The sequence below is a fragment of the Sporomusa rhizae genome (assembly GCF_041428845.1).
Classification (GTDB): domain Bacteria; phylum Bacillota; class Negativicutes; order Sporomusales; family Sporomusaceae; genus Sporomusa; species Sporomusa rhizae.
Genome location: NZ_CP156925.1, coordinates 3,577,819 through 3,591,158 on the forward strand (window position 1 = coordinate 3,577,819; position 13,340 = coordinate 3,591,158).

The 13,340-nt window shown below is 44.0% G+C and carries 11 protein-coding genes; 2 read left to right on the forward strand and 9 right to left on the reverse strand.

The features are described 5' to 3' along the window. Nucleotides 1–2 precede the first annotated feature (2 nt). The 3 genes from SRRS_RS16955 to SRRS_RS16965 all read right to left on the reverse strand — a co-directional run bounded on the left by SRRS_RS16955 (nt 3) and on the right by SRRS_RS16965 (nt 2,640). Entirely contained in the window at nt 3–1,304 is a 1,302-nt protein-coding gene (locus SRRS_RS16955; RefSeq protein ID WP_371362174.1) for an NADH-quinone oxidoreductase subunit F, read from the reverse strand. Continuing rightward, nucleotides 1,292–1,801 (reverse strand): NAD(P)H-dependent oxidoreductase subunit E, encoded by a 510-nt coding sequence (locus tag SRRS_RS16960; protein WP_371362176.1) that lies wholly within the window; start codon nt 1,799–1,801, stop codon nt 1,292–1,294. The genes SRRS_RS16955 and SRRS_RS16960 overlap by 13 nt, the downstream gene beginning before the upstream one ends. A 653-nt stretch (nt 1,802–2,454) precedes the next feature. After that, nucleotides 2,455–2,640, reverse strand: a complete 186-nt coding sequence (locus tag SRRS_RS16965; RefSeq protein WP_371362178.1) for a hypothetical protein — start codon at nt 2,638–2,640, stop codon at nt 2,455–2,457. A gap of 33 nt (nt 2,641–2,673) precedes the next feature. Here SRRS_RS16965 and SRRS_RS16970 point away from each other — a divergent pair, with 33 nt between their 5' ends. Continuing rightward, the gene (locus tag SRRS_RS16970) at nt 2,674–2,796 is read left to right on the forward strand and encodes a helix-turn-helix domain-containing protein (RefSeq protein WP_371369856.1); all 123 of its coding nucleotides are present in this window, start codon (nt 2,674–2,676) and stop codon (nt 2,794–2,796) included. A gap of 526 nt (nt 2,797–3,322) precedes the next feature. On the opposite strand, the gene SRRS_RS16975 is transcribed toward SRRS_RS16970, so the two are convergent. Both SRRS_RS16975 and SRRS_RS16980 read right to left on the reverse strand, forming a co-directional pair. Next, nucleotides 3,323–6,211, reverse strand: coding sequence for an inverse autotransporter beta domain-containing protein (locus SRRS_RS16975; protein WP_371362179.1), 2,889 nt, complete (start codon nt 6,209–6,211; stop codon nt 3,323–3,325). Between the two features lie 314 nt (nt 6,212–6,525). After that, nucleotides 6,526–8,550 (reverse strand): ATP-binding protein, encoded by a 2,025-nt coding sequence (locus SRRS_RS16980; RefSeq protein WP_371362181.1) that lies wholly within the window; start codon nt 8,548–8,550, stop codon nt 6,526–6,528. 330 nt (nt 8,551–8,880) lie between these two features. On the opposite strand from SRRS_RS16980, the gene SRRS_RS16985 reads away from it, so the two are divergent. Then, on the forward strand, nt 8,881–9,576 hold the full coding sequence (locus tag SRRS_RS16985; protein WP_371362183.1) for a response regulator transcription factor: 696 nt from the start codon (nt 8,881–8,883) through the stop codon (nt 9,574–9,576). 19 nt (nt 9,577–9,595) lie between these two features. Here SRRS_RS16985 and SRRS_RS16990 read toward each other — a convergent pair whose 3' ends face one another. From SRRS_RS16990 to SRRS_RS17005, 4 genes are all read right to left on the reverse strand, one after another. Continuing rightward, nucleotides 9,596–10,228, reverse strand: coding sequence for a cyclopropane-fatty-acyl-phospholipid synthase family protein (locus tag SRRS_RS16990; RefSeq protein ID WP_371362184.1), 633 nt, complete (start codon nt 10,226–10,228; stop codon nt 9,596–9,598). 176 nt (nt 10,229–10,404) lie between these two features. Then, a complete protein-coding gene (locus tag SRRS_RS16995; RefSeq protein ID WP_371362185.1) occupies nt 10,405–10,851 on the reverse strand; it encodes a DUF3795 domain-containing protein in 447 nt (148 codons plus the stop codon). Nucleotides 10,852–10,911: 60 nt separating this feature from the next. After that, the gene (locus SRRS_RS17000; RefSeq protein ID WP_371362187.1) at nt 10,912–11,544 is read right to left on the reverse strand and encodes an RNA polymerase sigma factor; all 633 of its coding nucleotides are present in this window, start codon (nt 11,542–11,544) and stop codon (nt 10,912–10,914) included. 893 nt (nt 11,545–12,437) lie between these two features. Then, nucleotides 12,438–13,316, reverse strand: coding sequence for a carbon-nitrogen hydrolase family protein (locus SRRS_RS17005; protein ID WP_371362188.1), 879 nt, complete (start codon nt 13,314–13,316; stop codon nt 12,438–12,440). Between the last annotated feature and the right edge of the window lie 24 nt (nt 13,317–13,340).

Genomic DNA, 13,340 nt, shown 5'->3' on the forward strand with positions numbered 1-13,340 from the left:
TACTATTCACCTCTTCCCTGTTCAGTAAAACAAACTTGTGCCGGACATTTCTTGTTTAGGTGATCTTCAAATTCAGATTTGAAGTGTTTCCAGCAAGTATTTAAAGCTACTGCTGCCGCTTGCCCCAAACCGCAGAAGGATGCATTGGTCATGATATCAATCAAGCGCCGGAGTATTACCATATCATCTTGGGAAGCTTCGCCCTCGGAAAGTCTACAAAGGATTGCGTAAATCTGCTTATTGCCTTCCCGACAAGGAGTGCATTTACCACAAGACTCGTGAATGAAAAATTCAGTAACACCCTTAAGGTAGTCAATAACACAAACATCCTCGTCCATTACTACGATTGCACCTGAACCTACACTCAAACCGGCATTACGAAGCGCTTTATAACAGTATGTAGTGTCAAGTTGAGCTTCACCGCCGATAGGACCGGACTGACCACCTAAATGGTAAAATTTCAGTTTCTTACCGTTAGGAATGCCACCGCCCAATTCAGGGTCATAAATGGCATCCCGTAAACTAATACCAAATGGAATTTCGTACACGCCCCGGTTAGCAACATTACCAGATAAGCAAATTAACTTGGTACCGCCACTGTCTTTTGTACCATAGCTAAGATACTTGTCGCCGCCCTCAAGAACGATCGTCGGAATGTTCGCAATGGACTCAACATTGTTAACAAGTGTCGGCAGTAAGAATAAGCCAACTTCAGCCAAATGTGGCGGCTTAATACGCGGACGGCCGGCTTTGCCTTCAATAGAATTTAATAAGGCGGAGTTTTCGCCGCATACATAAGCACCGGCACCTGTCATAATATGAATATTAAATTCAAAGCCGGTACCCATAACGTTTTTGCCAAGATAACCGGCTTTTACAGCATTGTCAATTGCACTTTGAAATACTCTTTGAATAGCACGATATTCACCACGAATATAAATATAGCCGTCGTGGGAATTAAATACATGGCCGGCAATGGTCATCCCTTCAATTACCCGTAAAGGATCTTGGGCTAACAATATTTTATCTTTAAAAGTGCCGGGTTCACCTTCGTCGGCATTAATAACAATATATTTAGGAAACTCAGGAATTTCCAGAAGCTGTTCCCATTTTGAACCGGCAGGGTATGCTGCACCGCCGCGTCCTAATAGTTTAGCTTTTTTAACTTCATCAATAATCTCTTCGGGTTTCATGGTAAAAGCCTTTTTCAGACCTTCATAACCACCGGCTTTTACATAGTCTTCAACACTGTCAGGGCGAATGACGCCGCAATTGTTAGAGATGAGCTTATTTATTTTTGACATGACGACACCCCCCGGTAACTAGTAACAATCTCGGCTACCTTGGCTGCTGTCAGGTTACCATAGACTTCATCGCCAATCTTGGCAACCGGCCCAATATCACAGGCGCCAACACAGCTCGTGTGCATCAATGTAAACAGATTGTCGGGCGTGGTCTCGCCAAGTTTAATTCCCAGAGCTTCCTCAAACATAGCCACTACTGCGTCTGCTTTCGTTACATGGCAGGGTGTACTTTTGCAGATTTCAATGACGTATTTTCCTTTTTGTGAAATATTGAACATAGCGTAAAATGTCAATACATCATGTACCTTGCTAATCGGCAATCCCAATTGGCTGGCGACTATTTCGGCCCATTCCTCGGCCACGTAGTTTTCGCCAGAGGTAGCTTGGATATCCAGCAAAATAGATAACAGTTGCTCCTTAGCCTTGCCATACCGATTAATGATTGCTAAGACTTGATCGTATCTTCTAACGATTTCTAATGCTCGGTCTTTTGTCACTTTTGAACAACACATTCTTGTTATCTCACCCTTTCTTTTGACGTCTCGCAACACCAGGATAAGCCAGCGGGAAGCGTTGGTACGGTTCCTGCGATTCCATGAATTTCCAAAAAGATCTGCCGCTTCCACCTCCTTTCACAAATATAATGGTTACCAGTAAAGTCAAAACCGTTTACTCCGCACTCGCATCATGATCTTGCAAGAATTATGCCATAGAATTCCAGACACTACGAAAACAGCGCCGGCTGTCCGCTGGAAGCGCCATATGTAGTCTCGGGCAGCTTAACCGCAAATTTTTTCCTACTTTAAGCTGCTAAAAACCCGTCCCTTTTCACCAAAATTACGCGCAGTACTTTATCAAATAGATAAATTCTATCATTGTGATACGGCACTGGACTAAGCAGTCACATTCCCTCTCAGCACACATAAAACAAGCATTTTCAATTTCTCATCTGACAGGGCCAGGCATATGGCCCTATCAGATTGATAAATTCCCATGCAGCGCTTGCTTCCCGCCATACACCGTATACAGGCTTCCACAAAACCCAAGGGGGCTGTTGCGCAAAAAAACAACAAAAGACGGCAGCCGGCAGTAGCCGGAAGCCATTCTTTTGTTGAGGAAAGCATTGGGTAATAGAGGGATGATTGCTTATTTATTGACTTTTCAGTGGTTTCGTAACGTCCCCTTGCTGGACTTTTGCCTTATATAAGGCCTGATTGACTGTTAGCAGCAGGTCTTGTACTGCTTGGTCAGGCTCCAGAGGAATGACGCCTGCGCTTATGGCCAGGCCATAGGAAGAATTAAACTTCGTCTCGACTTTATAGCGAATTTGTTCCATAACAGCATATGCCTCCTGTAAAGAAAACGCCAAATCTCGAATTATGAAAGTGCTCAAGATACACCCTCATTACCTTCTTTAATTGTAATCGCGGATTATTTCGATGTATCTCTTGATTACTTAGTTGGACGATCCAATAACCCTAGTAGGCAATAAAATATACGTAAGTAAGCTATTATATTAAACAACCGTCTAAAGCTCCCATTGCCAGGGATGCTTTAGACGGTTGTTTTTTCAGGTGACTTTTAGAGTTTTGACTTATCTCTAAAATATGATATAAGCGACGTATCTAATGGATGTAATTGTAAAATCTGAGCCAAACATAGGCAAATATCCGTGCCTTTACTCATCTTTTATTGGGACAAGGAAACAGAACGAAGCGTCCCCTTGTATCCTCGGGGTACCGCCTGACTTTTCAGCTCTTGGAGGCTTCGGGCTAGACCTTTTGTTACTTGGGGCAATGCCAAAAGTAACATCCCTTTTCCCCCAGCTTTATCTTATCGCCTAGTAATAGGGTGTCAATAACTCCGTCCCCATTGACTTGTATGGCATATTCTTCCAGGTTAAATAAATATCTGCCATTGGCTTTACACTCACAGCGCCGTCTTCAATTAACGAGGGTGGTCTTAATTGTTTACACCCCACCCGTCTGCCGTCCCCTGTCATCTTCTCAGACTAATCATCACCATGATAATTTAACACGCATTGAATCTCCCCGGTAGGCTATAAAGAATCCAAAATATCTGCAGCCACTTGGAATTTCATCATCAATAAAAAATTCTGGGAAAGTTGGGGGTTTGACCGTATAATCCAACCAAAATCCTTTATATCTTATACCAGCTTTAAGATAATATCCTGACAATATTGTCATTGTTGATTGGTGCGCTTTAACGAGTTTTGTATCTCCGGCATCGTATACGTGTATTCCGCCAACTTGTAAGTCAAATATAAAATCCGCAAGACCATCTGAAGTATTTACTAATTCATAGGCAATAGCGGCGATGTCAAACTCGACTTTGACCGACGTGTCACTACCAGCATTAACTGTAAAATTTGATTTACTTCCAACAATATTATTTGCACTGTCGGTTAAGTTTGCTGTATATGTGCCTGCAGCTAAGCCGCTAAACGTCGCCTTCCCGTTTGCATTAGTTGTCGCCGTGGTATTTTTACCTGTACTTATATTAGTAATTTGAAGTTTTAGCCCCGGCAGTATCTCGCCGCCATAATTCTTTGCGGTAATGGTTGTCGTTGGTATAATACTGGCAACTATTACCTCCTGCCCGCTTGTTGTTAGCGTAAAACTACTAGGGCTGGCAGTTGCCTGATAACCGTCGGGAGCGGTAACACTAACCGTACAGCTGCCTACCGGCACCCCGGCGATGTTTGCCTTTGTCGCGGTGCTGTTTACTTTTGCTGTATGATCTGCCTTGTCACTGTCAGTAACGGTTACCGTATAGTCTGACGCTGACATAGTGCCAGAAAGATTTATCGTCACATTACCCGTTAACCGGGGGGCTGAAGCGATATTAATTGCCTGACCGCTTGTTGTTAGTGTAAAGCTAGCAGGGGTGGCACTTGCGTTATATCCGTCAGGTGCTGTAACACTAACCGTGCAGTCTCCCGCCGGAATCCCTGTAAGGGTAGCTGTTTTAGTGGTGCTGTTTACTTTTGCTGTATGGACTGCCTTGGTACTGTCTGTAACGGTTACCGTGTAGTCTGACGCTGACATAGCACCAGAAAGATTTATACTCACATTACCTGTTTGCTGAGTTGAAGCGATATTAATTGCCTGACCGCTTGTTGTTAGCGTAAAGCTGCTAGGATTGGCACTTGCCTGATAACCGTCGGGGGCGGTAACAGTAACAGTGCAGTTGCCAGCCGGAACCCCGGCTATGGCTGCCGTTTTATTAGTGCTGTTGACCGTTACTTTATGGTCTGCCTTGGCACTGTCGGTAATGGTTACCGTATAGTCTGACGCGGACATAGTGCCAGAAAGATTTATCGTCACATTACCTGTTTGCTGGGTTGAAGTGATATTAATTGCCTGAGTGTCTCCTGCTTTAAGGTTGAAACTACTCGGATCTATGCTTGCTGTATAACCACTCGGCGTGGTAACTGCTACAGTACAGTTCCCTTCTTGAATCCCGGCAATTGTCGCGGTTTGGTTACTGCTGTTCAATGTTGCATTGTAAGTGTCATTTGCACTATCGGTTACTGTTACTTTATAGTCACTTGCGGATATTGTTCCCGCGAGTTTGACATTCACACTGCCTAAGCCGTCAGTAACAGTCATGGTTACTGCAGTCGTCGCAGTTTGATCTTTAGTAACACTGACAGAACTGCTTGTAACATTGTAAGCGCCATAAGTAACATGCATTATATATGTTCCTACAGCAAGAGCACTAATCACTGCGTTACCACTTGCATCAGTCTTAACAGCATTGCTGACGGCAGTCCCATTCTGATAAGCTTGTACACTGGCTCCCGCTATTGGCATATGATTGATACTATTAGTGACTGTTGTCTGGATATTGCCTTTATAAGCTACAAATTTTGTATATGTTTCAGTTTTTATATCAGTTTCCCGCTCAACTTTTTGATATAATTTCTCGCTCAGATCATTGTTCTGATATTCTTTGCCTTGTTTGCCGCCATGCCAAGCCGGCGCTGCACCTGCAGCCATTTGGTATTTTATTTGTCCATAATAAGAGCTATTTCGATTGGAGTTTAAATAACCGATTTCAATATTAAGCCGCGGGCTGATCTGTAAACTTGTCCGCAGTCTGACCCCTCTTTCATCGGCGTTATATTTATTGTTCCAGTAATAGCCACCGGCGTAAAGCTTTAACCACGGTATATTCTTAAATGATGTACCTGCTTCAAAGTCCAAGCCGGCAACAGCTCGAATATACTCATACAAAATTCCGTTGTCTAAGTAGCTAACACCGGTCTGCCGACTTCCTGAAACTGGCTGATACCAATTCAGTCGGTATTCTGCTAGTTTGTTAAAATTCTCCGCGCCTACCCCGATCCTGGACAGGTTGTATTCAAAATTATAATCATAAAAAAGATTTAACCCGATAATATTGCTTTTATCCTGAGATAGCCTTCGCCAACCAAGTCCTAGATTAGCGGTAGATGAATTGCTGCTATTGTGGGCATAGCGCCCCTGCCAGAACATGGTCGTACCATTATCCCTAACTTTTCCCCAAGGCAGTAACGTTTCAATTGAATATACTGGTTTGTGATCTTGGCCAACGTTAAATTGGATATCTGTAATCTTGAGCCATTCCGGCCCACAGCTTTTTCTATTCTGCAGATAAAAATCTAATAGATTGTTACCAAATTGAAACGCTTTTTCTTTATCTGTTAAATTATCATACTTTTCATTGTTATCCTCTGTGGGCGTTTGTCCTGTCTTCGATTTATCCACACGGAACTCTGCGGTGTCTTGGGCAGTGACAGTACTATCTATCATAGTATCAGCATAAACGTGGGTTATGAAGTTTGGATTACTGAAAAACATAAAAAAAGTTAAGAGCATTGATAAAAGTTTGGACTTATACAATTTGTTCTATTTCCTCCTATCTTGCCGGCAGGTTGGCGCCTTCTAAGGCAGTGCCGCTATTATAGGGCGTATTGGACGGCGCGGCCAAAGCAGCTTGTAATGTAACATATTGCTGTTGACCTTATAGAAAATTATAACAATAATTTCAGCGCAAAATTTTAAACAAAGTTTAAACTTTTTTCAGCCAGCCAATGGGCGGATACTGGCCCCGGGCGCAAAAAAAGGACTAGGCTCTGTGCCAAGTCCGACAAAGTAGTGGTAAAGGCGCAAACAGCAAAGGAAGACCTCGCAAGAAGAGGTCTTCCTTTGCTGTTTCACTCGATAGCCGGCAAGAGAAAGTGGATGGTGCAACCGTGACTTACGGTAGTGTCCACCCAAATCCGGCCGTTATGGGCGAGGATAATTTCTTTGGCAATGGCCAGACCCAGGCCGCTATGTTCGGAGGGGTTGTCCCTGGCGGTTTCCTTGCCACGGCAAAACCGTTCAAAGATGCGCGAAGCCTGCTCCGGCTCGATGCCAATGCCGTCATCGGCCACTGTAAAACAGATAAACTGGCCGTTGCCAGCACCAGACAAATCGGCGGGCAGCCCATCGGCCAACCGGCAGCCGATGACAATGCAGCCGCCCGGTGAGGTGTAGCGCAGGGCATTGCTGATAAGGTTGGCAAACACCTGATCGAGCCGGTCTTCATCGGCCTGTAGCCTGACATTTTGCGGAATATGGCTATGGTTTTCAAAGGCAATGCCGGCATTTTGAACATCATAGAGATATTTTTGATAAATATTTTCGACCAGAGACTCCGCTGTAACCGGCGCCATAAGGAAGCGTTCCTGCTGGGATTCAATTTTGGCCAATTCGAACAGGTCCTGAATGAGGCGGTTGAAGCCGAGCATCTTGTCATGAATCCGTTTGATGTACGCCCGCTGTTGTTCCGGCGATTCAACGACATCCTCCATAAGGAGTTCGGCGTGGCCCAGCACTGAGCTGACCGGTGTTCTGAGGTCGTGGGAAATGTTGGCCAACAAACGGCGGCGTGATTCTTCCATAACTTTTAGCTGCCGGGTCCTGATATCAACCAGTTTTTCCAAGCCAGCAGAATATTCCTTTACCTTGTCCTGCAACCGAAAAAAACGGTTGGCCATAATCATGGTACTGATTAATACCAGTGCCATCACGCCCCACATGACGAGGTTTCCTGGAATGTAGCTTTCGTATTCTACCGTTTCCGCCGTCCCGCTGGCAAAAGCAACACCAAACATAAACACTAATAGTTTTTTGTCCCAGGAAACGATTGTAAACTGATAAAGCGAATATAGGCCGGCGATAGCGCAAAGGGGCATGCCCAGGTATTGACTAACAAACGTTATAAAATAATACCAAAGGGTTCCATTATCATAGAGCAGCAGTAAACCGTCCGTTACAACAGCATACAGCAGCATACCCCTGGTGTAATAGTCAAATACGGTATCAATAACAGCTTTGTCTTCTTTTTGCTGGCCATCTAAATACACATAAGCAAACCGTGCGAAAACCGGCGCAATGGTAATTAAGGATATATAATACAGACGCGTGTCGTATATCGTTTCCATGCCAAGATGATATCGCCACTGGGATCCATAAAAGATGTAGACACCCAGGCTAATAACACCAAGACTAAAAAAAAGGAGTTCTTTTTGCTGTCGACGTATCGCGAAAAAAAATAATAAAGCCGTGCCCAACAGCAGGAATACACTGCTAAACACGAATTTAACGCTTTGGTCGCGGATCAGTTGATTGATAAGTTGGCTGTATTCTTCGATGACAACCGGTTCACTGTAAAGTCCGCCAATATCGGAATAATATCGGTTGACCCGAATAGCCACTAAATTATAGCCGTCCGCCGCTAAAACGGCAGCCGGGATCGGATAAATGCGGATTTTTTCATTATCCAGCTCATCTGCTCGCCCTGAACCACTGCTACCAATCTGGTAACCATTCACATAGACTTCATCGGCGGAGGCAATTCTTCCCAGCCGAATTCCCAAGTCATACAACGGCTTGCCGGGCGGCAGTTGCACCCATTGCCGGTACCAAAGATACCCAGACTGGCCGGGAAATAGTTCCTGCGTATTGGCCGGCACCTGGATGGTCTGCCAGTCGGCATCGTTATATAGCGGACTGCTAGATTCCGGGCTGTCAGCCTGTCTGATCTTCCAGGAGCTGTCCAGGGTAACAGTCGGGTAGCCGCCCACCTCCGTTGTCGGTTGGCTATACCCAGTGGCCGACCAAGCGATAGTTCCCAGGAAAAAAAGCAGCGCCAGCAAACCGACTGCCAGCGGCCGTTTGTAATCTTCACTCACTATCAGAGCCCACCTTCACACACACCATTTTCCCAACCAATTTGAAACCGTTTTTATTCCTGCTATTATTTTCTCTATTACCGCTCTATTTTCCTGTTTGGCCGGCACGCCGGGCGTGCGGCGGCAGCCTCACAGAAGCTAGGAACTAGCGCCCTGCCGGAGAAAAGTTAAACAAAGTTTAAACTTTTTTGGCCGACGGGTTTGTCCAAATAGGCGTCGGGCCAGTCAGCATGCGGTTTTTTGCCCATAGCTGACCCTGCTTCGTCCGCACTGCCGGGCGGCAGGAGTAAGAATCACGGACGCGAACATATAGAAGCGAGGTGGCTGGTAATGGTAGAGCAAAAAATTCTCATCATTGAAGATGATAAAGATATCAGTGAAATTATAGCGGTGTATTTGAGCAAAAACGGCTTTGACTGCCGACAGGCGTTTGACGGTAACGAGGCGCTCCATATGGCGCGGGAGGTGGAGCCGTCTCTCTTGATTCTCGATGTACAGCTGCCGGGGCGAGACGGCGTCGATATCTGCCAGGTGCTGCGCCAGGAAACCGATATCCCGATTTTGTTTCTCAGCTGCCTGGGCGAAGAACAGGACAAAATTCGCGGTCTGGACGCTGGTGGTGACGACTACATAACCAAACCGTTCAGCCTAGCCGAACTATTAGCCCGCGTGAACGCAGCCTTACGGCGCAGCGGCCTGCCGGACACGTCCGTAACCCGCAAGCAAGTGCTGGAGTTCCCGGGGCTAAAAATTAACCTGGCAGAGTCGCTGGCCTTTCTCGACGGCAGGGCGCTGGACCTTACCCAACTGGAGTTTCAGGTGCTGGTGCGCTTGGCCCGCAATCCCGGCTGGCCGTTTACCAGTGAGCAGCTGTTTTCGCTAGTCTGGGGCGAAAAAACCATCGATACCCGGACGGTGGCCGTGCATATCAACCGCCTGCGCAAGAAATTGGAGCAAAGTGAAGGCAAACGGGAATATATTCTCACTGTTTGGGGCAAGGGGTATAAATTTAATAATCAGTTGTAAGCCTACTGCCTCAGTTCCATCATTTTTTTCGCAGGACGAAGGCAATAAAATTCAAATATTTCCCGCCGCCAGCCCCTATCGCCTTACGGTCATTGGCCGCAATTTCATTTTCTTGCCTGATCCAATCTGCCCAAAGCTCGTCATTATTTCCCTTCATCTCGTAAATGGAAATTACCTCAGCATCCCGACTATTATTCAACATTTCCGTCCAATAGGTGATGTCACGCAAATAGGCAAGCTGCTCTGGTGTCCATGAAAGGAGCAGTTCTTTCGGAAGATTATCATAACAATCCTTTTTCATACCGGGAACACAGATGTAAAGATAACCGCCACTTCTGACGAAAGGTAACAGCTTTGCGTCCAAGTATTCCGGATCACGGCCCCAATAATTATACGAATCGGTACTGACTACCGCATCGAAAAAGTCTTTCTCAAAGGGAAAGTCGGCAGCGTCAGCCTTAACAGGTATCACCTGTTTACGAGTAAGTCCCATTTCATCAAAGAATTTGCGGTTCTCCTCTGGGTCACTCCACAAATCGGCGGCATAAACGGTGAAGCCATAATCTTTTACGAGCATAACGCTTGTAAGTCCTTGTCCACTCCCGAGGTCGCAGACAAGACCTCCAGCAGGAATTTTATGATTTAGCAGCATTTCTTCCTGCAATTTGAAAGGGTTAGGTTGTTTTTATTGCCAAAATTCCAAACAAGATCATTATGGTAAAAAATTCCAATTGTGTAAGCACAAGATAAAAATAATCCATAAAGTGTCTCCTAATATAGTGCACAAGGAAAAATGGGATTTCCACTCGGCCGCTACTTTCTTTACTATTAATATCTCGGAAGTTTCAGTTGCTCCTTATAAAATTCTACCGGTCCAATATCTTTCATTCTGTTATTATTTTTTAACCAACGTTCTCGCAGGCTGCCAGTGGGAAAAGTCTGATTGCAAGGATATTTACTGCACTGAAAGCAATAATCCACACCTATCTCTTTACGACAGGTTTTTACTTCACAATTGACAGGGCAAAGGCATTCATTACTACGACAGCCACTACATCCTGCGGTTGAAAAACACTGTAAAATTTGTACAAACTCCTGGTAATGGTTAAACTCTTGGTGCTGAGTCGCCTTTATCGGCACCATACGACTATAGTTACCAAGAAGTTCAAGCAGTTTTGCAGCATGATGCTTTATTTCGCCTTCTTTGTATTCGGCACACCTGGAGCAGTCTAGTCCACATGCGGCTAAGCACTTGAGTACGGTATCGCAATTCATTCAAAAACCCTCTCTCTTATAATGTTTAACTGGAAATAACGCAGTAATCATTTTTTTCCTTTATTTATTGCTTTCAGTAAATAACCTAAAAAACGATTCAGCACCTTCATTACATACTTCTTTCGCCTCCTCGCAATAACAAGAATAATCCTCGATAAATGCAACGCATCCCGACTTTTGCAAATGTTCCAGATACCGTTTTCTTCCTCTGTGAAGCCGTGACTTTACAGATGCCACTGTGATTCGCAATATTTCTGCAATGGCGGCATAGCTGAAACCATAGATGTCGCGAAGTACTATAGCAGTTTTATATTTTTCAGGTAAATGATATTGGAGAACATGATGAATACACCGTTGCATTTCTCCTTTAATGACAACTCTTTCTGGACTACTGCCCGATGACAGTATTATGTCGCTCTGAAAAAAAGGTTCATGCTTAACAGCTTTACGTTTGTTATCGATAAAGGTGTTAATTACTATACGGGTTAGCCAAGTACGAACAGACGCTTCTCCACGAAAATTACTATAGCTTTTGAAAGCTTTTAGAAATGTTTCTTGCATAATATCTTCGGCATCATCTTTATTGTGGCACAAATGAAAGGCCAGGTTGAATATATAATGCTGATGTTTGCCAATTATCTCTTCCCATGTATATAATTGGTGTTGTTCGACACCGTCATTTTTTTCAGTCATGGTTCACCCTCCAAAGCCTCTTATAGTTAAGACGTGAAAATCAGAAAAAAGTTTCAAGTTATAAATGCTTTTGATGATCTTCGCCAGTTATTGAGTTCTTAATTCTTCCTTGCATGCTAAAATTAAGGATATAAAAGAAAAAAGCAATAATCATTGCTTCCTGGCCATTAGTCTTGAATACTCATTCGAATTAAACCATATGACTGGAACTCAAAGATCAGCGAAAACTTTTAAGGAAGCGGAGGGCCGTCAGACTGTGTGAAAATCAACATAAATATTTCGTTATTTAGCGTTCAGTTCCTCAATGGTAATAAATTTGCTTGTGTACCGTTTCCATATGTGGCAGGAAGGCGTCGATCGTTCGGAGAAAACTGATGCTTCGGCGGCGGCCTCTAAACCATTACCCAAAGACTCCGAAGACAAGGACGACGAATAACCGACATAGGAAATACATTTAAAGCTCCATTATCTGTACCAAAGTAACCTCTTGCATTATTTAGCACAGATTTAAGGCGAGTGCCAAAAGAACCGTCCCCGCGACACGTACGGTGATTTATATCTGTAATACGTGTTCTGCATTTTGCCAAGAAGACTCTGTAACCAAGAAGAAAGCGGAATGGTGCCACTAAAGCACTATCCCGCTTTTCTTTTTGTTATTTTGTGAATTATCACCGGGTTATCGTGCATAATTCGTATACTTAAAGAAAAGCTGAAAATAGAATCGTGCAAATTATTTGTAGAAATAGGCAAGCGTATTTCTACATTATGCGAAAATCATCAAAACAATCAGTATGATTGTTTTGATGATTAAATATTACAAAACTCTATAACAAAATATTAGGAGGTAAAATGTATGCCTATGATGACTATTTCGTGGGACATCTCTCCTTTAACTATTTTCTGTAATTCTTTCTGATAAAAGGCTCCTTAATATATTCGGAAGTAAGTAGTTTATATTTCTGTGGATGGCGATATGCGTTGCCATGCACTTCACGATTTCTATACTCTTTAATTTCATCAACAGGAAAGTCAGCTATATAAATCCCCTCCCTTTCACCGGCTTCAATAACAAGTGTATCTCTTGATGCAGACTCAGAAGGCCTGTATGCAATCCCATCGAACGCAGTAGAATGGCCGTTGCAGTCAGGCTGGCCTTTTGGATAATTGACAGTTGCAATGCCAACCATGTTTTCATATGCTCTTGCCCTCAGTTGTGATATGCGGTTTATCTCCATAGGGCATGCGTTTGGAACTAAAATAATTTCTGCACCTTTTAACATAAGTATTCTAGCACTTTCCGGGAACTCTCTGTCATAGCAAATCATTGCACCAATTTTTACAGTACCTTGCTCGGTGTCTAAATCGGCCACATAAAAATCATCGCCAGCTGTCAATCGGCATTCATCGCCAAAATCACAGGTGTGTACTTTTGAGTATGTAAGTACCTTGTTGCCAAAACGATCAAACAAGCACAGAGTGTTCCTTGGTAAAGGATCATACTTTTCAAGGAAGGTTATTCCGATAGCCATATTGAGATCTTTTGCAAGACTACCAAATGAATTGACAAATGCACTATCAGCAGGTACAGCGTTTGCTTTTAATTCAGCAATATCTTCCGGAATGTTATAACCAACGCTCCACATTTCAGGAAACACTGCAATGTCCGCACCCATTTCCTTCGATTTTGCGCAATATTTCAAGCCTTTCTGAAGGTTGGCACCTAAAGTGTCTTCAGGCATAAGCTGCAATAAAGCTACTTTCAGATTATTCATGTTAAGCTCCCTCTTATATCCATA

Bases quoted from the DNA above. Each gene is read 5' to 3' on its own strand.
- SRRS_RS17000 (WP_371362187.1), bottom strand. From the start codon at position 11,544: ATGACTGAAAAAAATGACGGTGTCGAACAACACCAATTATATACATGG.
- SRRS_RS16995 (WP_371362185.1), bottom strand. From the start codon at position 10,851: ATGAATTGCGATACCGTACTCAAGTGCTTAGCCGCATGTGGACTAGAC.
- SRRS_RS17005 (WP_371362188.1), bottom strand. From the start codon at position 13,316: ATGAATAATCTGAAAGTAGCTTTATTGCAGCTTATGCCTGAAGACACT.
- SRRS_RS16985 (WP_371362183.1), top strand. From the start codon at position 8,881: ATGGTAGAGCAAAAAATTCTCATCATTGAAGATGATAAAGATATCAGT.
- SRRS_RS16955 (WP_371362174.1), bottom strand. From the start codon at position 1,304: ATGTCAAAAATAAATAAGCTCATCTCTAACAATTGCGGCGTCATTCGC.
- SRRS_RS16990 (WP_371362184.1), bottom strand. From the start codon at position 10,228: ATGCTGCTAAATCATAAAATTCCTGCTGGAGGTCTTGTCTGCGACCTC.
- SRRS_RS16965 (WP_371362178.1), bottom strand. From the start codon at position 2,640: ATGGAACAAATTCGCTATAAAGTCGAGACGAAGTTTAATTCTTCCTAT.